Origin of the sequence: Brucella cytisi, from assembly GCF_038433355.1 — a bacterium.
Taxonomy (GTDB): domain Bacteria; phylum Pseudomonadota; class Alphaproteobacteria; order Rhizobiales; family Rhizobiaceae; genus Brucella; species Brucella cytisi.
The window spans coordinates 20,994-46,812 of sequence record NZ_JBCAUP010000029.1 but is presented as its reverse complement, the minus strand read 5'-3'; the positions used below and the strand labels follow the sequence as shown (position 1 = coordinate 46,812).

Here is a 25,819-nt window from a genome sequence, read left to right as displayed (position 1 = left end):
GTATTTGTATCGGACAAGCCTTAAAGTTGATGGGTGCTGTGTGCGGTTAGATCAGCACTGAGCGTCGCGTTTTTCGTCGACGTGCCGACGGCAGGGATAGTGTAATGGTGTAAATAGGCTAATCCCAGACTGGTTCATAACGGACAATTTCAATCGAGATCTTGCGTAAGGAGAATCTGCTCGCAATAATAGACCGAGAGCAAGAGTCTCGCAGTGGGGGCATAGTTTGAAACCGTTTATCAAGTGGGCCGGCGGGAAGAGATGGCTTCTCAATGATCCAAGTTTTTCTCTACCAGCATACTCTGGTCGTTATATTGAACCATTCTTAGGCGGCGGCGCCGTTTTCTTTCATCTCGCTCCGAAACATGCGATTATTTCCGATGTGAATGAGCGACTGATTGCTACATACCAGTCTATTCGTGACGAATGGCCTTTGGTGCAAGAGAGTCTAGCCGAATTTCAAGAAAGACATTCGAAAGATTTCTATTATGAGGAGCGGAGCCGTCAACATTCCAGTACGCACTTACGTGCTGCCCAATTCCTTTATCTGAATCGAACATGTTTCAACGGGCTTTATCGCGAGAATCTCAGAGGGCAATTCAATGTCCCCATAGGGACTAAAACTCAGATTACATTGCTAGATGATGATTTCGAACAGGCTAGCAAAATACTAGTGGGAGCAGATCTTCGGGCGGGTGACTTTGAAACCGTTGTGGGAGAGGCCACTGAAGGTGATTTGCTTTTTATTGACCCACCTTACACCACTGCTCACAATTTTAATGGCTTCGTCAAATACAATCAGAAGATCTTCACGTGGGAGGATCAGAAGCGATTAATGATGTCTGTCCGTGGTGCTATACAGCGCGGTGCTCGGGTTGTCCTAACTAACGCAGATCACGCCAGTATTCACAAGCTTTATGCTGAGCTTGGAACACCGACAGTCGTTTCGCGGCCTTCGGTGATATCGGGGACAAATGGTTCGCGGCGGGCCACTACCGAAGCATTATTTACTTTCTAACGCGCACGTCGCTGACTGTTTGGGGGATATGTTGTCGTTTATTGAACCTGCTGAAGCCGCTGGGCTTCGTTTAAAAATGAGCAGTGATAAATCGCAGCTCGGCAAAGTCTTTACTGCCAAATCTTCGAAATTTCATTCGCGGAACGTCGAACACGATTTGGTCGAGGGATTTCTCTGTGAGGGGTGGGAGGAATATGGAGAGCCGCTTAAGACCAAAACCCGGCTCCGAAAGCAGAAGGCATACGACGACCAATTCAAAGATGACGTGTGGTGTCAGCTCTACCGGTTAGGCTATCGTGCCTTGAATGTGGACCAGGATTTTTGTCTTCCCTTCGGTTCTGCACCTTCAGAGAAGAAACGAATTGATATCGTTGCGATGAATGAAGACAGTGTCTTGCTGGTTGATTGCCAAGCTAGCGAAACCTCGGCGAAGCCTCCGTCTTTTGAGAATGAATTCAAGTCATTGAAGTCCCGCTTGGATGGTTATCGAAAAGCTGTAGATCAAATTTTTGGTTCCGGTCGACGCTTAAAGTACATATTTGCTACTAGAAATTTGAGGTTAAGCCGAGATTCAGCGGATGTTACGGCTCTCGTCGAAGCAGGGGGTTTTTATTATAACGACAACACATATCAATACATTGATAGCTTACTGAAGTCTTATCGTGATGCCGCGCATTATCAGTTCATGGGATTGATGATGAAAGGGCAAAACATCAATAAAGACAAGATTGAGGTGCCGGCCATTGAGGGCACTATGGGGGGGAAAACATACTATATGTTTTCGCTGGAGCCTCACTTGCTGCTTAAGATTGGATTTGTTCTCCATCGCACACGAGCTAACGAATCCGAAATGCCAACTTACCAGAGGTTATTGTTATCTTCGCGACTAAAAGGAATAACCAAGTTCATTGATGGCGGCGGCTTTTTTCCAAATTCAGCGATCTTGAATTTCAACGAACGTGAAACAAAACTCGAATTCAACGGTCAACCGCGTTCGAAGGACACCGCCTCGCGAACCGGCATATTGAAGATCCCTAATGCATTTGCGATCGCATATATCATTGATGGTCAACACAGAATTTACGGCTACGCGAACTCGAGATACAAATCGAGCAATACGATACCCGTAGTAGCATTCAAGAACCTTGATCCGAGCGATCAGCTTGAGTTGTTTATGCAGATTAATGAGAACCAGAAGGCCGTAAGCCCTACCTTGAGAATCACATTGGAGGAAGACCTATACTGGAATGCCCCTCGACTGGATTCTCGGCTGAAAGCGTTAAGATCGTCGGTGGTTCGGGCTCTGAGTGGCGATTCTTCCGGCCCGCTTTACGGCAAAATTTCACTGGGTGAGGACAAGGCTGTACTTCAAGCGAAGCCGTTTGCTGACGCGCTGATTAAATGCAAACTTTTGCCTGAAGCCAAAGGCAACAAGTTCGTGGAAGCTACCACCGCAGCGTCATTATACGACTCAGCCAATGTCGAGCACAGTGATGAAATGATAAAAGCGCGGAACCGTACCGTGAGCTTTATTAATGCTGGATATGAACTGGCGGAAGGGGCCCTCGGACCAGACAGCGAAGCATTGGATACTTATATTCTCTCAAATAGAGGCAGTTTTGCCTTCATATCTCTAATGGGAGATCTGCACGCATTTGAAGTCGGCAGGGGTTCGCTATCAATCAATTCAACTACTGCGCAGAGAATTGGTGCTATTGCCGGATACCTGACGGTGTTTTTTGAGTCGTTGAAAGCAATGTCGCCAGAAGATGCGGAAGTTCTAACCGGCAAGCTGGGCAGTGGTGCAGAGGCAACTTGGCTTCGGTATTTTCAGAGCTACATCAACAGTAGGTTCAGTGAATACAATCCGCCGGAATTACAGGACTGGCGAGAGCGGCAGGACAAGGCGCTTCAGACTCAAGGTCGGGAGATAGGCACCCAGATTGAGCGGCATATGAAGAATTTCATCATCGAGCAACTGAAAGCGCTATTCGGTGAAAATTGGGATATCGAGATAGGCAACATCCAGCGGGAGTGCGAGATGCGTGCCAAAGAACAGATGGAAAAAGACTATAAAGACGGACTTGGTCGTCGTGAAATTCCGTGGACTGATCAGTTTTTCATTAAAGACTACAAGTCCATTATCGAAAAATACTGGTCAAAGAAACCTGAAAATCAAGAAGGTGCAGAATCGTTTGAGCAACATTTTTCCATTGATGTCGGACATGGTTTCAATAGTAAGGCGGACAAAATCAAGTGGATTTCACTTTTTAATACGCTTAGAAACAGCTGGGCGCATGAGGGGACAAAAGAAAAAGGGTTGAACAGAAGCGATGTGGAGCTCCTAGCGAAAATCCATAACAGACTAGGATTGAAACACTTTTAGCTGCTTCGCTATATAGTGAATGATCTTTGGCTCGATTGTCTGGTTCGTGTTAAAGCAGCCTTGATGCCCGTCCGCTGCGCCGTTTGGCATTGTTGTAATAATCGGATGCCTGTTGCACCGAACGATGACGGGATTGTTCCATCGCTTCGGGGAGCGGAATACCACGATTGGCCGCTTCGGTGAGATAGCCGGAGCGCAGGCCGTGCGCAGAAAACTCCCCCGGTTCCAACCCCGCCATTTGCGCGCGCTGCTTAACGATCCGGTTGATGGCGCTGGGTTCCAGCGCCCGTGCCGAAACATTACCCCAGCGATCGATCTTGCGAAACACGCTGCCCTTGTCGATTTTTGCCGCTTCCAGCCAGCGGGTGAGGGCTTCAACCGGGCGGCCGGTGAGATAGACGATCTCGTCCTGATCGGCGCCACTGGTTTTGGTGCGACCGAGATGAATGCCGAGCGAAGGGAGGGTCGCGCCGTCCCCGTCGGTGACAGGGGCCTGTTTGACAAGCTGTTCTATACGCAAGCTGGCGATTTCACTGCGCCTTCGTCCGCCTGAGGCAAAGGCTACCATCAGGATAGCCCGATCCCGCAAGGCCGTGAGATCCCCGCCGGAACAGGTTGCCAGCAGCTTGCCCAGAATATCGCCGGTAATCGCATTGGCACTCTTGCGGCTGCGCGGCCGGTTGAGGGCACGCACCGCAAGCCGGATTGCCGATTTGACGGAAGGCGATGAAAACGATCCTTCCAGACCGCGCCAGCGAGTGAGCGTCGACCAGTTGGCCAGACGCCGGCGGACGGTTGCCGGAGCATGCGGTCCGGGTACACGCAGAAAGCCTTGTCGGCGCAATTCCTCTGCCACGCCGGCCGGCATGCCGTGATCAGGCTCGATCTCGCGTTGCCGCGGTCGCCATAAATGATGGGCGACGAATTTCAACAACAGGGCCTCCGGCGCGGGGAAGGGGAGGGGGATGCCGGTTGCGGCCATCGACCAGGCTTCGAGATAGGCCAGATCCGAGGCAAGCGCACGCAGCGTGTTTTCGCCCATGCCTTCATTGACCAGATGGCGCAGTGTCTCGACATCGTCGTCTGTCAAAATGCCCGCCAGCATGTCACGTCGGTTCATCGGCAAGACAGCAGCGATTGTATCGAGCTGTTCCGCCCGGATATGGACATTAGAAGGCAAGGGGTCTGGTCTGGTCATTGCACAATGCTTCTCGATTTAAAAACTTGCGGGAAACCCGGGAAGTCCGTATATTACGGAAAACGGAGGTTGATCATGACATCCACAGTAACAGCCGCAGCCATTTCCAAGAATTTTGGCGCTTATCAGGACGCTGCCGTGCGCGATCCGGTTATCATTACCAAGAACGGTCGTCCGCGCACTGTTCTGCTCGCTTATGAGGATTATCTGCGTTTGATGCGGCGCGAGCGTCGCGTCGAATTGACCGCTACGCTGACCGAAGGTGATCTCGCAGCTGTTGAAGCCGCCTCGATGGAAGCAGGCCTTGAGCATCTCGATCGTGAACTGAACGAAAAATAGCATGATTCCGAGTGAGCCCAAGGTCGGTTGGATTTTCAGATACTCCTATTTGTGGCACTGGCAGTTCGAGCAGGGACGGGAAGAGGGCGACAAGGATCGTCCTGTTCTCGTATTAGCTATCACGACGACACTGGAAGACGGATCGCCAGTCGTCAGGGTGTTGCCGGTGACCCATACGCCACCGCAACGGGATGACGAGGCAATTGAAATTCCCGCTGCCACCAAACGCCGCCTCGGACTGGACGATGAGCGTTCCTGGATCGTGCTCAGCGAAAGCAATCGCTTTGTCTGGCCGGGACCGGATCTGCGATCGGTGGATGACGATACCGGTTATTACGGTCCGCTACCACCGGCGCTGTTTGCCGAGATCCGAGACCGTTTCGTTGCACTCGCGCGTAGAGCGCGTCACCGGCAAGCGCATCGCTCTGAATAGGTTCTTGCGCGTCTTTTTCTCCTGTTAAACGGCTGCTCTGTGCTCCGATTTTTACTGATTTGCGCCCTGAAATCAATCACCTTCGATAACCTGTACTTATCGATGGTTAGGCGTGGCCTAGAGCATCATGAGGAGTGAGGAATGATAATTTTGAGATAGAGTTCCTTTAGCAAATCATTTACCATGATTTCAATGGCTTACCATCTCGCGAAAATCAGCATGACAGCCCTGATGCGGCCGGCTTTCGACGCCGGTGTCGCCCTAACGCGTCTTGATGAGAGTATAGCCCGCTCGCCGGTCGGCGCTGGTTTTCTTGAGCGCCAAAATTTCGCCGATGCCTGCGCCTCGCTGTGGATCGACGGCGAGCTCGTCCACCTCGAAGACCTCGTCCTGCACGACGCCACCCGCGATATTCGCACACCCACCCATGAGCTGACAATCGCCCGCGACGTGCTGCGCACCCGCCGGCGGGTCGCCGGCCAATCCCCGGATTGGGCGCTCTCTGCCGACGGCATCCGCTCGCTACGGAAAACCTCGGAGATCGGGTCGGGCGGCGCGGACCAGGCGACGACGGCCGGGGTTATTCGAGCGGCTGTCGCGATCGACGCGGATGGGGAGGGGGAGGATGGTGACGACGTCAAAGATCTGCCCGGCGTCGACCTTGCTGCCATCGATGCGACGCTGGCCCGATCGTCGGCCGCGATCGAGGACGCGACACGGCCCGGCCGCGCCGGCGACAGCCGGACATCGGAAAGAGATCCGATGATCTATGATCTCGACTGGGACGAGGATGCCCGGCTCGACGAATGGCGTGGCGTGCTGCGCCAGGCTCAAGACTTGCCGGCGGTGCTGCAGGCGATCATTGCTCTTGATGCCTGGAACGAAATTTCCGTGCTGCAGCACGCCCCCTGGCTCGGCCGACTGTTTGCAGCCTCCATCCTGCGTCAGGCCGGCATTACATCGGGTGTCCATCTCGCCGCCATCAACATCGGCCTCAAAACCATCCCAGTCGATAGGCGCCGGCATCGCGATCGCGAGACGCGGCTGCTCGCCATCGCCCACGCGCTTCTGGCGGCCGCCGAGGTCGGCATGAAGGAACATGACCGACTGGCGCTGGCCCGCACGCTCATGGAGCGGAAGCTGGAGGGGCGGCGGACATCCTCAAAATTGCCGGAGCTGGTCGAGCTGGTCATGGCAAAGCCGCTGGTGTCGGCCGGGATGGTGGCCAAGACGCTCGAGGTCACGCCGCAGGCGGCGCGGCGGATCGTTTTGGAGCTCGGCCTCAGGGAGATGACGGGGAGGGGGAGGTTTCGGGCGTGGGGTGTCATGTAGGTTAAACGACGATGAGTTTGCTTCCTTTCCTTGGTACGACAAGGCACTCTGTAGACCAGAGACGTCCTATGGAGCCGGAGCTAAATGTACTATCTTTCCGCGTATCAAACTGGCCAATTCGGCTACGTTCATACCCTCGCTACTGCGACTGAATGGGATGCATGGCTTGTAACGGTCATACCGAACGTTCTCGATGCTAACGTCCGCAGCCGGCTTCGTTCCAACCTAAAGCACATTTTGGTTGGTATGGAGATGAAGGCTGGATTGATTACGCCCCATGCGACGCGAGGAGCAGGCAACGCATCGGTGCTATTTGAGCCCTACTATACCGTGATGATCTTCGAGTTCTGCGTTGGCGCATTTTCCGTCTGCGAAGGGTTGGGAACGGCCTTCCGCCTGAGGGATGTCGGCAATAACGGAGCCAATGCCCCGCGTATCGCTCCGAACCACTGGATTGCTTCTCTTGTCGCGGTTGCCGACCCGAACGGAAACCTTGATCTCGAAGCCAAGGTTCGGGGAATTAAATCCGTCCGTGACAAGATGCATCAGGATCGGTTAGGTGCGCGGCAGGAGATCGACTGGCACGCTTTCAGCTATGATGACGCTTTTCTACCAGCGAAATCGGCCATTCTGGCGTTATTGCAAATTGACCCCCACCACGTTCCAGCCGCCACAAATCTCACTGCTTAATTTCGAGGGACTTGCCGACCGTAGCCGGAAGCATACTACACCTCACCGACAGCGCGAGCCGACGATTCAGCCGGTGACCGTGATCTTATGGACGTATCTAAGCTCACCGGTTGTCTTGTCCATTTCCACCAAGCGACTGACGTTATAGGTTGCACACTTCACATCGGCGACCCCATCAAGAAGCAGGGAAGCCATCGTAGCGGCCAAATCAGAACCGCAGGTTTCGCAACAAATCGGAAGTCCGCCGGCAAATTGGATACCGTAGACTTCAGATCCCAGAACCTCCTTGAGCCGGATGTGAATGCGGTTCGCCTCAGTCCTCAGTTTAGTTTCGTCTATCGACTTCCCTTTCTTGAGCTGGGAAACGGTTCGCTGATGAAGGAAACTTCCGAGAGATCGATGGGCCTTTTCCACCCAGTTGACGGTTAAGCGTCGATCAATTCCATCGAAGAGTGGGGGGCCACCGACGTGGGCGCCATTCTCGCCAACTTCGCGGACCTGAACCCGAAGCGACGTATCGACGAGTCGGTCGTGTGCGGAAAGGAGTTCCAGGACTTTGTTGGGTTGCCAATGTTGATGTGCCTCCGCGACGTCGGGGCTCAGATTTTTCTCGTAGGCTTGGAGCGTTTCATACACGATAGCCTCGATTGCTAGACGAAGCTCGAGGCAGGCGTAAACGAGTTGCTGCCCTTCACCGCAGAGCAGCTCCTCAGCTGATTTAAGGTGCTTCCGCGCTTGTTCGCGAAAAGGAAAATGCGCAACTTGGGGTACTTGCTCATCCATTTGAAACGCTCTTCTCTATGCGGTGGGCCGCCCGCCGGGACACCATTCGATCTTGCCCTTTGTGATCCAGAAGTGGCAGCCACATTCATTTAACTGGTGAACCGATGGTTTGAGCGTCGGACGGTTCCAGAAATCCAATGTTACTTGCCATTTCGGCCGTCGAGTGGGGTTAAGCGAAAGTGCAATCATCTTACCGCAACCGCCGGGGCACGTCAGGCACGCCCATTTTGCGACGTCGCCATCGCGAACTACGACGACATCCATTTCTGGCAACTCGCCGGTCGACGGATATTTGGACGAGAGCCCCGCAAGCCGGTCAAACTTGAGCAACCCGAAGAAGCGGAGGGTGAGTGCTATCGTTCTTCGCATGATCTCACCCTGCCATATCGAGGAAGGGCGATACATCGCCGGCACCACGCGAGTCATCGGATTGGCAAACCGGGCAACCTTCTCGGGCCTTGATATCCAGAAACCGATCATCGCGAACATGCCAGCGTCTGACACGGGTTGGGATCATTCCATCAGCGCCGTGAAATCCAGTAAGCGCGGCAATCATTTCATCGACGGCAACAGATGCCATCTCGGTCGTAAACGTCACGACCGCGGGGGCGGGATCACCGGCGCCAACGACGTAGGCCTCGACCTTACGGCGTTGGAATTCATCCGGCTGATTGCGTTCGAGCTCTTCTTCCTGCGCGCGAATGGCGTTCACAACACCACCGCAAATCAAACAGGGGCGGCCCGGAACTACCGTCGTGACCCGTCCATTGAGATCATGTCCATGCCCTTGAGCCGCTGCGACCATGCGCAAGCCGACGTCGATGACGGGGATACCGTAAAAATGGGCAAGGCGATTGATCAAAATTCGTCCTGAGTTGTCGTCGGTGCATCCGAAGACAAAGTCGGATGCCTTGAGCGCATCTCGGACCCGCGCAACGTTGACCCAGTCCTGCGCGATTTCAACATGGCATCCGATGCCCATCAATTCGATCTCTCGCTTAAGGACCTCGACTTTCGGACGTCCGATATCGTCGCGGCGTGCTCCATGGACGCGGTTTAGGTTTGTCTCGTCAATCACGTCCTTATCGACGAGGAATATGTGCCCAACCCCAAGCCGAGCCAACAGAAGCGAGACCGGGCTACCGGTACCGCCGCACCCGACGACGCATACGCGCAACGATGAGAGATTGTCGTTGAAGCTCTGCCCAAACAGCCGGCGCTGACGGTCCAGGTGGTGATGGAGTCTGCTCTTAGCGAGATAACGTTGATCTCGCCGATATCGTCCACCGACGACCTGAACAGCGTCAGCCATGGTGTAAGCGTCGGCGCTATGCCAGATTCGCCCGCAGACTGAGCCGTCTCCGCCGAGAACGATACTAACAAGGCCTCTCGCGCCCTTCTGGTGAGCCGTCCGCGCAAGCTCTCGCTCATTGGCGTCGTCCTGATCGGAGAAAAATGCATGACTGCCCGGATGGGTGTGAAAGATTGCGGGAATCTTGCCCGCGATCGCAGCGTCGCCGAGCATCCGCATGAAGCTGCGGGTGCTCCATGTCACATGCACACCGGACGAGCTGAGCATGTCTGTTGCGGGAATCTCAATGACCCGATGTGAAACGAGACGGTGACGCGGGTCGCCCGACCAAGGATCCTCAGCGATATCCGACGATCCAAACAGGATGTAGGCAGCTGCTTCCGGAGACGTAGCGTCCGGAAGCAGGCCCGTGAGGATCTGCATATGTTGCTCGAGAAGAGTAATGTCCAGCATCGTCATTTCACTTTGCCTTCTCGAAAGCCATCTGGGCTCGGGTCACCATGGTGCGGATGCCGTCGATGCCTGCGCGCCATTCCGCATGTCGGGACCAGCGCTGCCAGCTGGCGCCGGCGAAAAGCTGCGGAACATCCGCGCACGCCGCGTACGTGTTTGTCGCATTCAGCTTGATCCAGGGCAGCGTGTAGAACATATCGACGCTGGCATCGGGATAACCCGCCGGAAGCTGGATCATCACGTCGACCTTGTCGTGATCGAACTTGCCCGGAGGAAGGGCAAAATCCTTGATCACGACCGCTCCGATACCGCCATCCTTGATGATCTCATAAGCCAGTCCATGCGCTTCCAGAAAGCGACGGTCAGCGGAGGGGAGGGCCTCCAGGCCCTCCGTGGTTTCACTGATCACGGTGATGAAGCGCTCGATGCCCTTGCCCGCCAGATCGACCAGATCGTGATCCTCGATCAGGCGATCATGACCGCCGCGCACTTCGAGATAGATGCTGTAGCGAGCGTCGACACCGGCCAGGTTGCGAAGTGCCTTGCCGCTGATCAGATTCTTGCCCCAGGACATCTGGCGGCTTTCAATCGTGAAATTGAAGGAACGGTCGCTCTCAAAGTAGGCGAACGTTTCAACGCCCTTTGCGCGAAGATCGAAGGTTTCGTCGAGGCGGATATCCTCGAACTCACCGTTGGGGAGGATGGCGAAGAGGCTGTAGTTCTCCACGTCACGGACGCCGGCTGCCGAAAGGAGCTGGCTCCCCACAGGGACCGGATCACCAATCGAGCCATCGCGATACGAAATACCGTCAGTGGTGAAGCGAATATGGAAGGGCTTGTTGCCAGAGCCCACCGAGTTGTTAATTTCAGACATTTCTTTTTCTCCAGGAGCGCTCGCTTGATTGCGATGCGTCTCTGGAGTGTTAATCGGAGCGGAAATGGCAGACCGGTAATTTTAGTCAGATTTTTTTTGAAAGCGGGCCGGGAGGTACGGGGCCGCAGATGAAAAAGGCAGGGCATCGATGGCATGTACGATTACTTGGCTTCGCAGGGAAGCGGCCGCTCGCAACCCCGCCGACAACTTCGCCTATCTTCTGACGACGGCTGGCAAGTTTGTCGAATTCGAGCGTGATCGGTACGGCGTCAGCGAGATTCATCAATTCGACCGTGGCATTCGGAAATGCGTCTCGGACCGCCATAAAGAAGGAGCTGGCTGCCAAATCTGACTGTGAAGCCTTTGTTCCATGCCCCGTGCGTATTCTTCGAGCGACGATCCTGCCATCGCCCGTCTGAAGCAGCTCATCCACGCGGACGGCGACCTTGATCGTGCCAGCAGAAATTGAAAGCCCATCGTTGACCTTGAGTGAATGACCTTGCCTGCTGTCGAGCAGGTTGGAGATCAACCCTTGGGCGATCGCTAGATAATCATCGACATAACCGCTTTCATCGAGACCGTGAGCCGTCATCGCGGCTTGCAACCGACCGGAGGCTTCGGAAATAACAACAGCTACGGGGTCAGAGGTTGTGATCCAATCAACCACGTCTTGGACCGCGTCGTGCATTTTCATAAAGGTGGACTCAACTCGCCGGCCGCCCGTCTGAAGCACATAGGTGTAAAGGAACCGACGAGGACACTTCTCATAGATGGCCAGCTGAGTATCTTTGAACGTCGGCGTACCGTCGAAACGCAGATCGATAACTTCCTCGCTCTTCGTCGGAAGCCGCACTGTTGGGTTCTTTGGTAGCTGAACCATTGGAGGTATCAGTCGCGCTACAAACGGTGAAACTGACCAGCTGTGGCCATTTGCCTTCTTTGTGGGCGAATAGAGAAAGAGCCGGTCTCTTGCCCGAGACAAGGCGACATAGAATAGACATTCCTGCTCATCGAGATGCGCAGCGGATCTAACCGCCGCCGCCTTGCCCGGCACCTCCTTAACGAGACCGTCGGGCGATTCTATGCCCTGAAAATGGTTTGGTGATCGGGGAATACTATCAGTGCTGATTCCGGGAAAATGAACCGCTCGAAACTCAAGGCCCTTGGATCCATGTACGGTCATTAGCCGCACGGCGTCGAGTCCCTGCGCAGCATTTGGCAACTGACGTAGATCTCGGTCATCGGCAAGACGAACAAGGCGCCTCACTCGATCGAGGAGCCGTCTGATAGGCAAGCCTTTGCCACTAGGCTGTGTGCGGCAAAAGTTGAGAAGTTGCCAGATCGCTATTCCGCGTGCTCGGGACGAGATTGTCGCTGTCTCAGCAATTGCGGCCGCTATTCGAGTGCGATCAAGCAAAAGCGAGACGAGCACTTCCCATGGCTGCGAGGCCTCGTGCAGGCCAGAAAGAGCACGCGCCGCTTTCGCCAGCGCATTCCTGCCATCAAAGGAAAGGTCCGGCAGATCTTGTTCCCCAAAAGTCCAGATAGGACTCGGTGTCTTCCCTTTGCTAACGGCGTCCAAGATAACACCAACGTCCTCAAGCGACATCGCGAAGTCGTCCATGGTCGCAAGGCGCACGAGACCCATCGGTTTGCGATCTACCAGAAGCGATAGGAATGATAGGAGGTCCTTGACTTCCTCCCGCTCGAAGATACTCCCGAGATAAAGCACTGGGATATTCAACGTTTCCAATGCAGAACCGATCTTTGCGAGGCGATCGTTACCGGTGCAAAGAACCGCTTGATCTCGGTAAGAGATCCCGAGGTTTTGCATTTCGGAGATGGCATCAGCTACAGCTTCTGTTTCATTTTGAGCTGAAACGGTCAGCCTGTGCTCCGGGGGACAACCCGAGGAGCCTCGATGTGCTTCGAGTGAACTATCGCGGCCTTGCGCAACGTTCATATTGACCGCAAAATTTGAAAAGGCACTCACGATCTCCTGTGTCGAGCGATAGTTGACCTCAAGCCGGCCGATACTCGCACCAGGGAAATCTCCCGTTGCGAATTTCGCCATGTTGATGGAGGACGCCCCACGGAAGCGGTAAATCGATTGCTTTATGTCGCCGACCACCCAAAGATTGGTTCCACCCGGCTTGAGCTTCTTCAAAAGGGCGACACTGCTTCGGTTCACGTCCTGATATTCATCGACCAAGACGTGCTCGTAAGTTGAGGCAATCGCGGCTCGAACGTCCTCATTTTCGTTAAAAAGCTGAATTGGAAGGGCTACAAGGTCACCAAAGTCTAGCCGTTTCAATCCGGCCTTAAGCTCCTCATATCGCCGGTAAACGTTCGCGACTTCAATCTGCCGCTCCGCTTCCTTTTCCTCGTCAGGCGTTGACGCAGCCAACTTCATCGCCTGTGCAAGCCCGTCGAAGTCTGCAGGACTCGCCAATTCGTCCTTCGCCCGAGAGATGGCGGCCAATATTTTATCCAGATTCTCTGTCGGATCGCTAATATTGCGGAATTGGACCAGATTTAACCGAGGTGCCTCGTCCTCAAGCAATTCAATGGCGTCGGCCTTGTCGATCATCTTAGGATCGTCAGGCAGGCCGAGGCGGTCATGATGGCGCCTAATAATATCTAGCCCGAATGCGTGGAACGTGCCGATCCAGATGGCGGCTGCGGCGGTAGGGTTTACTTGCGCTACGCGATCGAACAGTTCGCCAGCAGCCTTATTGGAGAAGGTCAAGACCAAGATTCCGCGAGGATCGATCCCTTTATCCAAGAGCCAAAGAATTCGACCGACCAGCGTTTGCGTTTTACCTGTTCCTGGGCCTGCCTCGAGGAGATAGGCTGGCCCCCAGTGTTCCGCTGCTTCCTTCTGCCGCTTGTTGAGCGGGCGCGAGACTCTCGGCTCTTCCGCTTCGATGACCGGCTCGGGGAGCAACAATGCATCTAGCATCTGTTGTGCCACGACAGCTTTGGAGGCGCCTAGCCGTTCCGCAATCTCATCGGCAGTTGCCTTTTCATAAATGTGGGCTTCGCGAGCCAATGTCCTGGGAAAGAGAAATTCTCGGGCGAAGAGATCCATTTGGACCTCGCGACGCTGGCGCCTGCTGTAGTCTTCAACGCGCTCGGCGCCGATTGGTGGCATCTCAGCAGCACGTGCCGGATCTATCGAAATGACTTCGTCGCGAAGTGTGGCGTCGCCAAGTTCCACATGACCAAGTTCATGGGCCACAAGAAACGCGTCCTCAAAGACGCTCCCGGTCTCCTCATGAATAATCAGCGGAAGGCTTGGATCATAGAGGGCACGCGCTCCGTTAAGAACGCTACTTCCTTTTGCGACGCGATCAATCTCAATTCCCCTCCGGGCCGCTTCGTGCTGGCTCAATGCGTAGGGGCTCCAAGCATCAACTCCTGCCTGAACCGCCGCTCTATTGAGTTCTTGGGCTCGTTGTCGCGCCAGCTCGACGGCATCCATGCTCAATCCTCCCGCAGGATCTTGGCGATCTGCTCAGGAGTATGGCCACATTCAGCGAGCAACTGTTCTATTGAAATCTTCGATTTCTGCTCTGGCTTCGCGTCAGATTTGAAGCTAGCGCCAACCGGCATAGCTTGCGGGCCTGCGAGGTAATCCACCAATCGCTCGACAGACGTGGCAAGCGCTCTGGATAGGCGTGTGGAAAAGGCGATTGGCAGCGACTGGATTTCAACTTTCTTGTCGCGGAGACCCATCAGCGCAGACGATTTTATGCCCAAACTGTGGGCAACTTCACGAGTAAACGACGCAGCTGTGATCGGCGCGTCGGTAGCGCCACCGGCAATAAACGCTGCCCACGCGGTATTGACGATCGCACTGTCGGTGTCGAAAACGTCTTCTTCCGTTGGATCAGCCATTTCCAACTCGAGCGATAAATCGATCAGTTCATTCGCCAGCTCTGGGTGCTGCTTCAGATAGAGATCAAGCGTGGCTTTGTCGTGAGATGGTTCTACGGCAAACGCGGCCAGTGTTTCCTCGGCGTTGTCTTTGCGTTGGTCAGGCATCTATCTCTTCCTCTGATAGAGCTGTCTTAAGTTTTTCAAAGGCGCGGTCACGTCGATTCCTTACCGTTTTCTCAACGCACCCCAGAATTTTGCAAATTGAGGGCTTGCTGGGGTCGTTTGACTCGATTGGATATTCTTTAAGAAGCAACGCAACGACATGGCGCTCTTTCTCAGCTAACTTCTTGATCGCTGCAAAAAGCCGGAACCGGTAATTTCCATCGTCGATTTTTGATACTTCAAAAGGATCAAACGCTCCTGCAGCCTTTTCAACCGCTGCGGATACCTCTTCATCATCGTTTGTTGAGAGACGCTGTGAGCGATTTTCTTCGTCTGCAGCTCTTTTTTTTGCTGTTGCACGCAAGCTGGCGATCGCGTGGGAGAAATTAACCTCGAAGTAGTCGAGTCGCTCATCGTAGCCATCGCGATCGGCAATAAGGCGAGCCAAGAAACGATCGACAACATAATCTCGGACCTTTGTTCCGAAGGCTGTGATTGCGATCTTTCCGTTTGGAAGACGATAGATTTCGCTGCGCAGCGTCGCCGCGCTCTCCACTCTCGCCATAAGAATGCGGAAGAGAGACTCGAAGAGGCGATCGGAGTTGTGCTGTTTACATTTCCGAATACGGTGGAGGAGGCATTCCGAGGAGACATACAGGGGATCGGTCTTTGCGCGAACTTTAGCGCGCTGAACCAGCTGTTCTAACGACAAGCTTTCAAGCAGGCAAAGGGCGGCGGTCGTTTCCGCTCGCCGTTCGTAGAGACGACCGTCTTTGCGATATTTTCGTAATGGCTCAATCAAAAACGAATCCTTGGCTCGCTTAGGTTGAACGTATCATTTTTCCGAGTGATAACAAAAGCAAGTGGTAATCGTAGAGAGACAATTCGAAGGCGCGTTTGTAAACGAGTTTTGCTATCAAAGTAGGACCAGTCATGTACGCGCGCAGGTGGCAATCGACATCATAATTCGCGGGATTACTCTGTGGCCTCGTTGATCTCTCGATCCTTTTGGTGTCAAGCTTCGGTCGTCAGATGTTTGATAGGCCGATAAATGCACGACTTGCTTGATCTAGCAGCTATTCTTAAAACAGAAGAGGCCAACGAGGCGGAAACCCGGCACAAGGTCATCGACACCGTTTTGCACGATATACTTGGTTGGCCGAGGGCAAGAACAAAGGTCGAAGAGTTTATTGCGCCTGGATTTGCTGACTACGTTTTAACGCGCCCCAATGGCGAGTTCATGTTTCTGGTCGAAGCAAAGCGTATCGGAAAAGCCTTCGAACTACCAATCCCTCATAAAGCCGGAGAGTTGTTTTGCTATCTCGGTATCAAACAGCTTCAAAGCGATGCCAATATTAGATCGACTATGCAGCAGGTGCGTGAGTACTGCATGGATGTCGGGTGTGAGTATGCGGCAATCACAAACGGGAACGAGTGGATTGCATTCAAATGTTTCGAAAAAGGGAAACGTTGGGATGAGCTTAAGGCCTTCGTTATACGAGACCTTAGATTCTTCTTAGAGGAAAGCACCAAGGCAACGAATGCTTTCTCCTTCATCGCCATTACGGAACATGCGTCTCTCGTCAGTACGTTGTCGAGCGCACCACCGAAGGATCGTCAAGTTTATATCGCCAAAGATCGGATACTGCCGTACTCGCACCCGATTTCGTCTAACCGTCTTGCCTCAACGTTACGGCCGATCGTCAACCGGCTCTTTGGCGTCATTTCAGATGATCAGACAGAGCTCATGGATCGGTGCTATGTATCTGATCGAAATTACAATCAGGTCCTTTCAGGAATGAGATCGGTTATTAAGGACTCCCTGACTCCATATTTCGAGCAATATGGAGTGGAGCAGTTAAGCGACACCGGAAAAGGCGGGTCAATCGGCGGTCGCATCACAAAGAATTTGAAAAATGCGCGTGGTGGTGAGGTTCTCGTTCTCTTTGGAGGGAAGGGAGCCGGAAAATCGACCTTCATTAGAAGATTACTTAGGCACACGCCGCCAAGGTGGTTGAGAGACAACGCAGTTACTGCCGTTGTCGACATGTTAGAGGTTCCCGAAGAGAAGTCACGGATACATTCGGAAATCTGGCGTCGTCTTGTTCGCGACCTCGATGTTGACCAGACGCTGTCCTCACCCCGCGAAGTCTTGTTGCGAGATCTTTTTTCGGACAGGTTTGAAACAGCTTCGCGTCAGGAGCTTTCAGGCCTGCCGAGGGGCGGTGAAATATATAATGACAGGTTGAACTCCCTTGTTTCGGCTTGGAAAAACGATCTTGAATATTGTGCAACCCGTTTAGCTGAAAATAGCGCTGCAGCCGGTAAGGGCGTGGTCGTTGTTATCGATAATACTGACCAGTACAGTGGCCCAATTCAAGATTTCTGCTTTACGACGGCCCAAGAGATTGCGCGGAGCCTGTCATGCATCACGCTGATCTCCATGCGCGAGGAGCGCTTTCACAACTCGAAAATACATGGCGTCTTGGATGCCTTCCAAAACTCCGGTTTCCATCTCAGCTCCCCTAAGCCTTCAACAGTTTTCCTTAAGCGCCTTGAATACACGATCGGCCTATTGCGGAACGAAAAGCGGCGCTCGGAGATAACAGCTGCTACGGATGCCGATCTTATAAATGATTGCTGCAAATATCTAGAGATCGTTGCGAGTGGGATCCGTGATACCGAATCCCCACTCAACAGTTTTCTTACGGCATGCGGACACGGTGACATAAGGCTTACGCTGGATTTATTCCGATCATTTCTGCTCTCCGGTTATACTAACGTGCAGGAAATGCTTGACGCCGGCCGGTGGAATTTCCAAATCCACCAAGTAATCAAGCCAGTCATGGTGCCGACGCGCTATTTCTACGACGAACAGCTCAGCGATATTCCGAACATTTTCCAAGCTCGCGACAGCAGGCTAGCCTCGCATTTTACGAGTTTACGAATTTTGCGACGGCTTGCAAAAAATATTGGAGGAGGCTCGTCCGACTTTGTGACAATTGCCGAACTGCGGTCCTACTTCGTTGAAACGTTCCGGATGGCTGAAGATTTCGCGCAATGCATGGATATTCTTCTGCAGCATGGGTTTGTCGAGGCGAATAACCGTCTAGACTATTTTGATGAAAGTGTTGATCAAGTACGAACGACCAACTATGGCTTGTATATGCTTAACGAGCTCGCATTCACCTTCACATATCTTGATCTTGTATTTGCCGATTGTAATTATTACGATGAACAGGTTTGTAACAGTATAACGTCATACGCAAATGAAGAGTATAAGCTTTTCCTGAGCAGAGAGCGGACGGAACGGGTGAGAATTCGTTTAGAACGCACCAAACAGTTCATCTCGTATCTCGCGCGTGAAGAGCAGCGCGAGAATGAACTATTCGATTTAAAAATACCCGTCGGCGAGGGTTTCGCGGATAAGTTGCAACAAACATTTGACGTAGAGAGTAAGCGAGTTATAGCAAGCGCCGGAAAGCAGAAATACGACCGTCGTTAGCTAAAAACAAGCACTTACCGGCGGCGATGGTCGATTAATTTGGCGCGGAGTGTTTGAATCCCTTCAAGAGCATATTGGTCTTGCCCCTAGTTGGCATTTCTTCACCGAGGAGCAGCTACGCTCTCTGCGCTTTCGATTTTCATGAAATGGGAAGTAAACATACGCACACTGCCTCCGGAAAGAGAATCTTCATAGACGTCTGCGTGACGGCAAAAAGGCCGAGAAGTTCCAATGATTTTGAGTAGTGCGAAGGAAATATTTGACATCAAGCAAGGCGTGATGATCAGCAAGCGAAACCTCTTTGATGTAATCCAGTTCTCGAAAGTCGCTGAATCCCCCTACTACGATGGAACGGACTTCGTTATCGGCAACACGCCACAACAGGGGATAAACTGGATCAGGTCGGGAGAGAAAACCCGTGCGGTTATCATCAAAACCCGTCCTGGCTCATATGTGCACGATGGCTGGCTCGACGAGACAATGACTACTTACAACTACTCGTTCAAGGCGAGGAAGGATGTCATCTCCTATGATGAGATAGCAAACAGGGTCCTGCTGGAGCAGCCCCAGGCAGGATATCCAATCCTGCTTTTCACGGATCGCGGAAGAAACTGGTACTTCGAAGGACTGTTTGCCGTAGCCTCCATTGAAAAGAAATTCGTCACCCTGGAGCGGTGGGCCAATATCGGAGATGTGCAGGATGTCGATGATTGGTCACTGCCGGAGGGGCGTCAAACGTATGTCACACACATCCGTACCGAAAGAAGCACACTGGCTGTGAGCTTGGTTAAGAGCAAAAACGCATCCCGATGCGAAATATGCGATGACGATTTCAACTTGCGCTACGGAGTTCCCTATATTGAAGCCCACCACATTATCCCGATCGCCAGCAAAACGGCAGAATACAGGGTTACAGCCGCAGATTTCGCCCTCCTATGCCCGAACTGCCATAAGGCAGTTCACATCCACATGGCGAAGGGTGGCGAGAACTATATGCATATCAAAGATATGCTGAAGCAAAGACTGTCTTCGCTACGCCAGGTTGACGGTGAGAGACTCCACGCAAATGAGGCACGCTAGAGGAACCGACAATTTTCGAGCTCTTCGCTATCAACTCGGCGACTTGGCCAAGCCGGAACCGGCGAGCAGATGTGCAATGTCATTCAGCGACGATGGAGAACCATCCTCTTCGCCCGATGCGGTCAGCCAGTCACCACCACTCTTCCAGTCTCTTTCTACGCCGATAAGCTGCTGTACCGCCCGGACAGCCGGCAGCCTGCTTTTTCCGTCATCCGACAAGACCGGATCCAGCTCGCTTTCCCACAACGATCCTTTGTCTGGCGAAATTCCGAACCCATCACCAAGGGCCGAACGCTCATCTTCACTGAGGTCCAGAGCGGCAAACGCGGCACCTGGCTCAACTTCGATCCCGAACAACCATGCAATTCGGGCTGCCGCCAAGCCGGAACCGGGAGCCATTAAAACGAGCGTCGAACCGTCGTGCCTCTTACCGATAAGGAGAAAGTCGCCTTCGCGCGCCTTCGCGGTCACCAAATTGTCGTAGTAGTACAGCCTGTACTCGGATCGCGTGGGATGCCGAGCCCGAGCATCGTACCAGGTGAGCATCCCGGTTTCGGCCAAAACACTGCCGTCGTCAGACATCCTGATGAAGTCTGTTGGCAACTTTTGCGGATGCTCTTTCCCGAACAGTCCGATCAGGGGCTTTGAACCGTTAAACTCGTGCTGGTTGGAGCGAGTGATGTCCGTCTCGACTGCACTCAATCGCTTGAACACAGCACCACTGAAGGCTGCTGAGAGAACACCGCCCGTCATGCGTGACTACGCGACATTTCAGGGATGTCTCCAGGAGGCGGCGGCAGCGACGATGATTTCAGACTCTCCCAGCATTCGTCCTTCTTAGCCCATTCCGATACCTGCCGGGCACCCGCATCGTCCCTCAGGATATCGTTCACCCGCACAGCCAGCTTGCTGATGTACCCGGAAAGCTGCGATGACAGACCCTGCTTTTGCCAAATGGCATCCAGCGATAACCTGCTGCCGGCAATCTCAGACAATGACGCGACCGTGTAGGCGGTGATATTTGCCTGGTACGCCTGGAATCCCCCGGCCCGCACGATCTTCTGAGCCGTTCGAAAAAGGATAGTCTGCGCAATTGCGTGCTTGTATCTCGAGACGTCTGGAACAACTGAGGTGACGGTGTCGTCATCCGACATGAAGCGGTCGAAGTTCTTCTGGTTGCCGAGAGACACGATCTGAGGTTTGCGGCCCCAAGCCTGAACGTATTTCGCCAAGTCGGTCTTTGTGATCTTTCGACCGGGCGGGATAGCTTCCTTGATCTGCCGCAGCCTCGCCGGCGTCGTCCCCTCACGGGCAAGCATTACGTTGTAGCTTCCCGCCGCACGTTCGTAGAACCACCTGTTGGTACCATCCGGGCAATAGGTCGAGAGCGCGAGCTTCTCCAGCTCGACGTGAAACGGCTTGTTTGCCGACAGGTCCGATACTTTCACCGCATTCTGGCTGTTTGCATAGCGCGAGATATCGCTGATCAGCAGCTCCTCGGCGTCAGGGTTATGGGAATGCAGGACAATAACCTTTGCGGGCACACGTACGCGCGTGAGATCAATGTCAGGATGTTTGCGCTTTGTGAAATATATCGACGCAGTCGTCTGGCCGCCGTTCACGATCTGCATGCCTTTAAGCCACGCGAGGCCCATTGAACCGTCGGCCGCGCGCGCAAGGCTCGCCTCGTCCGCAATCAATACAATACCGTTATTGTAGGCCATGAAACGTTCGGGTGCATCACGCAGCGTATCCCGGATACCCTTGTTGACCTTGCCGGTCTGACTGAGGAATGATCGTACGTTGGCTTCGAGCAGCCTTGCTCCGTAGCGCTCATACAGCAGCCGCAGCGTCGCCCCTGGAATTGCAGTGAGCGCGTAGTCGTATTCCTCGTTTTCGCCCGGGACATAGACACAGGGTAGGGGAGAGCCACAGACTTCCTCGAAACTGACTACAAGCTCGTCACGGGGTTTGCCTTCGGACCAGTGACGGTGGAGACGTTCTATATCCATGACCTCGAGGCGGACTGATTTCCCTGCGACATCCCGGGGCTTGAAGACGCGCGTTTTTGCCTGGCGGTCCGTCAAAATGTAAACCCTGATCTGCTCGAGATCTTCGTAGCAATCCTTGATCGTAAGGCTGAACTCATAGGCGTCATCGGAGGGGTCGATCGCGGCCACGAGCTTTCCGTCGGCAGACTTTCCGAGAAATTTGAGGCACTGCTCTGCCGCGCGCACGACGTCTGCGTCCGCAATTGGCTGTACAGTGTCGACCCCGTCATAGAGCGTAACAAACAAATCCACCTGGTCAGCGTCGTCGGAGACCGCATATCCATTGAGCTTCAGCTTCGAACCCGAAACGGTCCGCTCTATATGGAGGACACGAGGATCGAACGTCATCCCGCATTCTGCCATGTGCTGCATAACAACGTCCGTAAACGCCGCTTCATCCTTGAGATAGGTTCCGGCGACCATCCGGTCCGATACCATCGACCGCACCTCTGACTGGGTCTGGACGAGAAATTCCTCAAGTGTCATTCGCTGAAAACTCCGTATTGCTGCAATGCGGCTCCAAGCGTCAGAGGGACGCAAGCCACGAGATCAAGATCAATTTCATACTCGGCAGCGCGGATCTCCGGGCTTGTCCTGCTGCGAACAAGTGCGGGGAATGCTTCGTTCACTTCGAAGAGCCGAATGTTGAGGGGGATAAACCGCCGTTTGTAGAGTTCCGAAGCCTCGTCCACGAAACCGGACAACATAAGCGTCCGGTTAAGGGTGGAGAGTACGTCTCCGTCGGCGGCAAGTTGCCTCATCGCGCTAATTAGCTCGGGAAGGGTCTGGCCCGCGTCGTGCAGGCTGAAACGGATTGCGGCCAGAAGAACGGCCCGTTCTTTCATTCCGTCCAGCTGTTCCAGTGAGCTGATATGTGCAGAAAAGCTTTTCACCGACAGCGTTGCCTTGACCTCGACGCCGATCACAGCGGTCTGAAAATCCTGGAGGCTTCTTGAGGGACCGTTCCATGCATGCACCACGTCTGCAACGGCCGCTCCACCGGCGATTGCTTCCCGCATGAAAGTCAACTCGCCAAACAGACCAAGCTCCTCTTCGGGGCGCAGGAGGTCGGTGCGTGGTTTCCGCATAAATTCCTGCCATGCCCGGATCCGGGCCAGCATGAGGCTCAACAGCCAGGAATCGGACTGTGTCGTCGTGCGGGAGAGTGCAGAAACGATATCAGCTGCCATTTGAACGAACAGATCACGGCCGGCCCCGGACTGACGCGTCAGGCATAACCAGGTGCTGAAACCGGCCGAAAAACTCTCTTTTGAGATCTCGACCCGGAAACCGGTTCCTTCAGGAAGATCGGCCTTCCGGAGTTCTGAACCAACGTTAAAGCCGACCAGCAGGGTTTCCCCGCCCTCCGGGAAAACAATGCCACCCCTGAACCGTGGACTGGAATGACCGAGTGCCACGGTCAGCCAGCCCTTGTCGGCTTTCTGGCCAGCCAGTGCACGCCATGCAGTTTCCAGTTCGTCAGTATCAGTCAGCACCGCCGTACTCCTGTGTCCATGCAACGTTGTTGACCTTGTATTCGACCTTCGTGCCTGAGTGGCTCGAGGGGAAGCTGATACCGAACGCGACGACAGGCGGGAGAAGGGGATCAACGGGCGCCCCCGCCTCTGCCGGATCCAGGACATACAGCAGCAACAGTCCGCGCTCGGGATGACCGGCCTGTCCGGGCACACCTTCACCCCGAACTTTGCGGATTGATGGGCCGGATGGCTCATCAGGCGGTTCCGTGGATTTTGACCGAGCAGGGTCAGGCTTCCAGCCCTTCCTCGTGGCATCAAGGGCAGCAGTCCATTCTTCCCCGGTCAGATCGATCGCCTCATCCCGCGGTGAAAGCAACCGCCCGATCGAGTATCGGTTACCGGGCCCTTCTGCCGTGCGCTTCGCCATCTGGATTTCGAGATCTTCCGTCAGCGGGAAGGATTTCCCGCGTCCGCCGCCGATCACCGCCACAGTCCAGCTGGTAAGCTCCCGGTCCACGTTCATCCGGGTGATGAACTCGGCAAGCAAGACGCTGTTCACCTTGTAGGCGTCCGGGTGGGTCTTGTATGCGTTGAGGAAATCAATGACCTGTGCTGCGGGAACATCATTCCACAGGCGACCCTTCCATTGCGATGTGCTGTGGCCACGCTGTCGAACCGGGTCATCCTCGCCGGGACCGAGCTGGCGCACCAGGCTGGCTGTTGCGTCCAGATTTCGTTGCAAGACGCCCTTCTCTGAAAAAAGAGATATCGTTTCAGAAACCTGGCCGCTGAACGATAGCATAAGGCTTCGTGCTGATCGCATTTTGAGCCGGGATGTCACGAGTAGCACCGGATGGGATTGGACCTTCAGCCCATAGTCCCGGGGTGTCGAACCTGCCGCTGCCATCAGATCGAACTCCTCCCGCAACTCTTCTGCCGCGTCCGCGATGTGTCCGAACCAGTCGGCAAGTTCATCGGTCGTGTACAGCCGGCACAGATCGATGTAGCCCGGCCGATAACCGAACCATCTGCCCATCTGCATGAGAGTGTCATACATCTTGGAGGTGCGCAGAAAGTAACTTGTGCAAAGGCCTTCAAGAGTGAGACCTCGGGACAACTTGTCTCCACCGACCGCGATTACCTTCAGACCTTGACCCTGCTGATCGGCATAATCCAGCGCGTCCTTCGCTGTCCCGTTGATCATTCTGACGTCGACGTCGGCGATGATCCGGGTGACCATCTCCAGTACCTCGGACCATTCGGGCAGGCTGGCGTCGTCCGCGAAAACCGGAAATTCTGACTGTGCTGTGGCGCTTGTCGGCACGAAGTCCGAGAGCCAGAATTGCTCAAGGCGACCAACAGCCGTTTCGTGGCCGATCCGACGGACAAGACGCTGCTTCAGCTTGGAAACGTAGTTTTCGACCTTTTCGTGAACGTGTTTCTGGACAGAGGTAAATCGCGTCACATGGACGAGCATCGAGGAATGGGCATCGCCCTGACCCCTCAGATCACGTACCGCACAGGCAATTAGGAACGAGTCAATTGCCTGTTCAAGTGACAGCGGCAGACCACTTTCGCGGTCTGTCAGGGGCACGTAGCCATTCTTGTGTGTGTGCGGCATCCAGCCGCCCTTGCCGTCTTCGCCGGTGTGATCTGCAACGGGCCGGAACAGGGGCAGCCCTGCGGTCCGCCCCGACGTCGACTGCAAGCCGAAGATCTGCGCAGGGCCCACATAACTGGAGGGTGCCGCCAGGTTTACGATGAAGGCCGAGGGGAAAAGATCGGGACCTTCCTCTTTGGTCTGTCCTCTTTCGTGAATAAAAATGTTTGCAAACGGCGTCGCGGTGTATCCAACATACGCGGAGCGCGTAAAAGTATGCAGAATCTTGCGGGTAAGACTGTTGATGGCAGTCGGCTGGTGCTCCTCGTCGGGCGCTCCGTCCTCCCCGAATACCTGCTCTCCCGTATCGACCGAAGCGTGATCGGCTTCGTCATCGATCAGGAGCAGTGGCAGCCGTTGCACAATCCTGCGTCCGTTCTCATCCTGTCCGTCTGCGACATGATGCCGAATCCAGCCGAGCAGGCGCTCCAGAACCGTCTTGTTTTTCTTGATGACGAACAACCAGGGGCGCTGTTCGGGCGTGATCCCGAGGGTATTGGCCCGCGCGGTGCTGAAGTCGCCATTATTGGTCCGGTTGGTAACGTAGTTGGGACGGATGGACGGATCCCGGTCGATAAGGCCAACGCCGATCTCCCGGATATCATCGGCGATCGGTCGGGTTTCATAACCGAGAAAACCTTCATCGAGGCGCATTTGCGTCTGGGATCTGAGATTGTTGTGGAGGCCGGCGAGTACAATAATGATCTTGTAGCCTGCGTCGGCCGCCTTGCAGACAAGCCCGGTATAGTTTCCAGTCTTGCCCGATTGCACATGGCCGACCACCAGCCCTCGCCGGTCCCATGGCCCGTCACGTGCAGGGTCCTCGAGCATGCCAAGTATGGTATCCGTCGACCGGTCGAGCCCCTCCACAGCAACAACCGACATTTTTCCCTCGAGATATTCGCGGTAACGCTGCCAGTAACGCCAGTCGCCTTTCCGACCCGCGTTGAGCCACGCTTTGTGACCTTCATCGTTCTGGATTGTCGAATCCGCGCCTACCCAGATGCTGAAACGGCGAACCAGTTCATTGATGGCAGCGTCGCGATCCAGTCCCTCCCTCCAGGCAGGTTTGAACATCAGCACCTGATCGATCTTTGTACTGATCAATCCAGGGCTGATCCCACTTCGCTCCTCTTCCATCAGGAGTTCCTGGGCAAACTTGACAACTTTTTCGTTGCTCAAA

At 54.3% G+C, this 25,819-nt stretch carries 20 protein-coding genes; 8 read left to right on the top strand and 12 right to left on the bottom strand.

Annotated elements, in window-relative coordinates; translation table 11 throughout:
- Positions 1–226 precede the first annotated feature (226 nt).
- Complete coding sequence (locus AAE521_RS22305; RefSeq protein ID WP_342062519.1) at positions 227–1,018, top strand: DNA adenine methylase; 792 nt, start codon at positions 227–229, stop codon at positions 1,016–1,018.
- A 28-nt stretch (positions 1,019–1,046) separates the two neighbouring features.
- Positions 1,047–3,404 carry a DGQHR domain-containing protein gene (locus AAE521_RS22300; protein ID WP_342062518.1) on the top strand — a complete coding sequence of 786 codons (2,358 nt, stop codon included), beginning with the start codon at positions 1,047–1,049 and terminating at the stop codon, positions 3,402–3,404.
- 49 nt (positions 3,405–3,453) lie between these two features.
- Here AAE521_RS22300 and AAE521_RS22295 read toward each other — a convergent pair whose 3' ends face one another.
- A complete protein-coding gene (locus tag AAE521_RS22295; RefSeq protein WP_342062517.1) occupies positions 3,454–4,602 on the bottom strand; it encodes a site-specific integrase in 1,149 nt (382 codons plus the stop codon).
- A 75-nt stretch (positions 4,603–4,677) separates the two neighbouring features.
- Here AAE521_RS22295 and AAE521_RS22290 point away from each other — a divergent pair, with 75 nt between their 5' ends.
- From AAE521_RS22290 to AAE521_RS22275, 4 genes are all read left to right on the top strand, one after another.
- Positions 4,678–4,941 (top strand): type II toxin-antitoxin system Phd/YefM family antitoxin, encoded by a 264-nt coding sequence (locus tag AAE521_RS22290; RefSeq protein ID WP_342062516.1) that lies wholly within the window; start codon positions 4,678–4,680, stop codon positions 4,939–4,941.
- Between the two features lies 1 nt (position 4,942).
- Positions 4,943–5,374 carry a plasmid maintenance toxin (PemK-like) gene (locus AAE521_RS22285; protein WP_342062515.1) on the top strand — a complete coding sequence of 144 codons (432 nt, stop codon included), beginning with the start codon at positions 4,943–4,945 and terminating at the stop codon, positions 5,372–5,374.
- A 183-nt stretch (positions 5,375–5,557) separates the two neighbouring features.
- Positions 5,558–6,706 carry an RHE_PE00001 family protein gene (locus AAE521_RS22280; RefSeq protein ID WP_342062514.1) on the top strand — a complete coding sequence of 383 codons (1,149 nt, stop codon included), beginning with the start codon at positions 5,558–5,560 and terminating at the stop codon, positions 6,704–6,706.
- A gap of 84 nt (positions 6,707–6,790) precedes the next feature.
- Entirely contained in the window at positions 6,791–7,396 is a 606-nt protein-coding gene (locus AAE521_RS22275) for a hypothetical protein (protein WP_307159670.1), read from the top strand.
- 66 nt (positions 7,397–7,462) lie between these two features.
- Here AAE521_RS22275 and AAE521_RS22270 read toward each other — a convergent pair whose 3' ends face one another.
- The 7 genes from AAE521_RS22270 to AAE521_RS22240 all read right to left on the bottom strand — a co-directional run bounded on the left by AAE521_RS22270 (position 7,463) and on the right by AAE521_RS22240 (position 15,664).
- Positions 7,463–8,179, bottom strand: coding sequence for a hypothetical protein (locus AAE521_RS22270; protein ID WP_342062513.1), 717 nt, complete (start codon positions 8,177–8,179; stop codon positions 7,463–7,465).
- Positions 8,180–8,194: 15 nt separating this feature from the next.
- On the bottom strand, positions 8,195–8,548 hold the full coding sequence (locus AAE521_RS22265; RefSeq protein ID WP_077224608.1) for a ubiquitination-like system serine protease family protein: 354 nt from the start codon (positions 8,546–8,548) through the stop codon (positions 8,195–8,197).
- A gap of 4 nt (positions 8,549–8,552) precedes the next feature.
- Entirely contained in the window at positions 8,553–9,950 is a 1,398-nt protein-coding gene (locus AAE521_RS22260) for a ThiF family adenylyltransferase (protein WP_342062512.1), read from the bottom strand.
- 1 nt (position 9,951) lies between these two features.
- Positions 9,952–10,818: a multiubiquitin domain-containing protein gene (locus AAE521_RS22255; RefSeq protein WP_342062511.1), complete on the bottom strand. Its 867-nt coding sequence runs from the start codon at positions 10,816–10,818 to the stop codon at positions 9,952–9,954.
- Positions 10,819–10,903: 85 nt separating this feature from the next.
- The gene (locus tag AAE521_RS22250; protein WP_342062510.1) at positions 10,904–14,302 is read right to left on the bottom strand and encodes a UvrD-helicase domain-containing protein; all 3,399 of its coding nucleotides are present in this window, start codon (positions 14,300–14,302) and stop codon (positions 10,904–10,906) included.
- Positions 14,303–14,304: 2 nt separating this feature from the next.
- Complete coding sequence (locus tag AAE521_RS22245) at positions 14,305–14,865, bottom strand: hypothetical protein (RefSeq protein ID WP_063947582.1); 561 nt, start codon at positions 14,863–14,865, stop codon at positions 14,305–14,307.
- Positions 14,858–15,664, bottom strand: coding sequence for an RNA polymerase sigma factor (locus tag AAE521_RS22240; RefSeq protein WP_342062509.1), 807 nt, complete (start codon positions 15,662–15,664; stop codon positions 14,858–14,860). Before AAE521_RS22240 ends, AAE521_RS22245 begins: the two co-directional genes overlap by 8 nt.
- Positions 15,665–15,913: 249 nt before the next feature.
- Here AAE521_RS22240 and AAE521_RS22235 point away from each other — a divergent pair, with 249 nt between their 5' ends.
- Together AAE521_RS22235 and AAE521_RS22230 are read left to right on the top strand one after the other, a co-directional pair.
- Positions 15,914–18,367 carry a hypothetical protein gene (locus AAE521_RS22235; RefSeq protein WP_342062508.1) on the top strand — a complete coding sequence of 818 codons (2,454 nt, stop codon included), beginning with the start codon at positions 15,914–15,916 and terminating at the stop codon, positions 18,365–18,367.
- A 231-nt stretch (positions 18,368–18,598) separates the two neighbouring features.
- On the top strand, positions 18,599–19,447 hold the full coding sequence (locus tag AAE521_RS22230) for an HNH endonuclease (protein WP_342062507.1): 849 nt from the start codon (positions 18,599–18,601) through the stop codon (positions 19,445–19,447).
- Between the two features lie 30 nt (positions 19,448–19,477).
- Here AAE521_RS22230 and AAE521_RS22225 read toward each other — a convergent pair whose 3' ends face one another.
- The 4 genes from AAE521_RS22225 to AAE521_RS22210 are packed head-to-tail and all read right to left on the bottom strand — an operon-like array spanning position 19,478 to position 25,818.
- On the bottom strand, positions 19,478–20,200 hold the full coding sequence (locus AAE521_RS22225) for a hypothetical protein (RefSeq protein ID WP_342062506.1): 723 nt from the start codon (positions 20,198–20,200) through the stop codon (positions 19,478–19,480).
- On the bottom strand, positions 20,197–21,984 hold the full coding sequence (locus tag AAE521_RS22220; RefSeq protein ID WP_342062505.1) for an AIPR family protein: 1,788 nt from the start codon (positions 21,982–21,984) through the stop codon (positions 20,197–20,199). The genes AAE521_RS22225 and AAE521_RS22220 overlap by 4 nt, the downstream gene beginning before the upstream one ends.
- On the bottom strand, positions 21,981–22,994 hold the full coding sequence (locus tag AAE521_RS22215) for a PD-(D/E)XK motif protein (RefSeq protein WP_162748878.1): 1,014 nt from the start codon (positions 22,992–22,994) through the stop codon (positions 21,981–21,983). The genes AAE521_RS22220 and AAE521_RS22215 overlap by 4 nt, the downstream gene beginning before the upstream one ends.
- Positions 22,984–25,818 (bottom strand): Z1 domain-containing protein, encoded by a 2,835-nt coding sequence (locus AAE521_RS22210; protein WP_342062504.1) that lies wholly within the window; start codon positions 25,816–25,818, stop codon positions 22,984–22,986. Before AAE521_RS22210 ends, AAE521_RS22215 begins: the two co-directional genes overlap by 11 nt.
- Position 25,819 lies beyond the last annotated feature (1 nt).

What these genes read in the sequence shown, in the direction of transcription:
- AAE521_RS22285 (WP_342062515.1), top strand. Translation starts at nt 4,943, where the DNA reads ATGATTCCGAGTGAGCCCAAGGTCGGTTGGATTTTCAGATACTCCTAT.
- AAE521_RS22220 (WP_342062505.1), bottom strand. Translation starts at nt 21,984, where the DNA reads ATGACACTTGAGGAATTTCTCGTCCAGACCCAGTCAGAGGTGCGGTCG.
- AAE521_RS22290 (WP_342062516.1), top strand. Translation starts at nt 4,678, where the DNA reads ATGACATCCACAGTAACAGCCGCAGCCATTTCCAAGAATTTTGGCGCT.
- AAE521_RS22295 (WP_342062517.1), bottom strand. Translation starts at nt 4,602, where the DNA reads ATGACCAGACCAGACCCCTTGCCTTCTAATGTCCATATCCGGGCGGAA.
- AAE521_RS22230 (WP_342062507.1), top strand. Translation starts at nt 18,599, where the DNA reads ATGATTTTGAGTAGTGCGAAGGAAATATTTGACATCAAGCAAGGCGTG.
- AAE521_RS22260 (WP_342062512.1), bottom strand. Translation starts at nt 9,950, where the DNA reads ATGACGATGCTGGACATTACTCTTCTCGAGCAACATATGCAGATCCTC.
- AAE521_RS22280 (WP_342062514.1), top strand. Translation starts at nt 5,558, where the DNA reads ATGATTTCAATGGCTTACCATCTCGCGAAAATCAGCATGACAGCCCTG.
- AAE521_RS22300 (WP_342062518.1), top strand. Translation starts at nt 1,047, where the DNA reads ATGTTGTCGTTTATTGAACCTGCTGAAGCCGCTGGGCTTCGTTTAAAA.
- AAE521_RS22265 (WP_077224608.1), bottom strand. Translation starts at nt 8,548, where the DNA reads ATGCGAAGAACGATAGCACTCACCCTCCGCTTCTTCGGGTTGCTCAAG.
- AAE521_RS22235 (WP_342062508.1), top strand. Translation starts at nt 15,914, where the DNA reads ATGCACGACTTGCTTGATCTAGCAGCTATTCTTAAAACAGAAGAGGCC.
- AAE521_RS22255 (WP_342062511.1), bottom strand. Translation starts at nt 10,818, where the DNA reads ATGTCTGAAATTAACAACTCGGTGGGCTCTGGCAACAAGCCCTTCCAT.
- AAE521_RS22245 (WP_063947582.1), bottom strand. Translation starts at nt 14,865, where the DNA reads ATGCCTGACCAACGCAAAGACAACGCCGAGGAAACACTGGCCGCGTTT.
- AAE521_RS22250 (WP_342062510.1), bottom strand. Translation starts at nt 14,302, where the DNA reads ATGGATGCCGTCGAGCTGGCGCGACAACGAGCCCAAGAACTCAATAGA.
- AAE521_RS22270 (WP_342062513.1), bottom strand. Translation starts at nt 8,179, where the DNA reads ATGGATGAGCAAGTACCCCAAGTTGCGCATTTTCCTTTTCGCGAACAA.
- AAE521_RS22225 (WP_342062506.1), bottom strand. Translation starts at nt 20,200, where the DNA reads ATGACGGGCGGTGTTCTCTCAGCAGCCTTCAGTGGTGCTGTGTTCAAG.
- AAE521_RS22275 (WP_307159670.1), top strand. Translation starts at nt 6,791, where the DNA reads ATGTACTATCTTTCCGCGTATCAAACTGGCCAATTCGGCTACGTTCAT.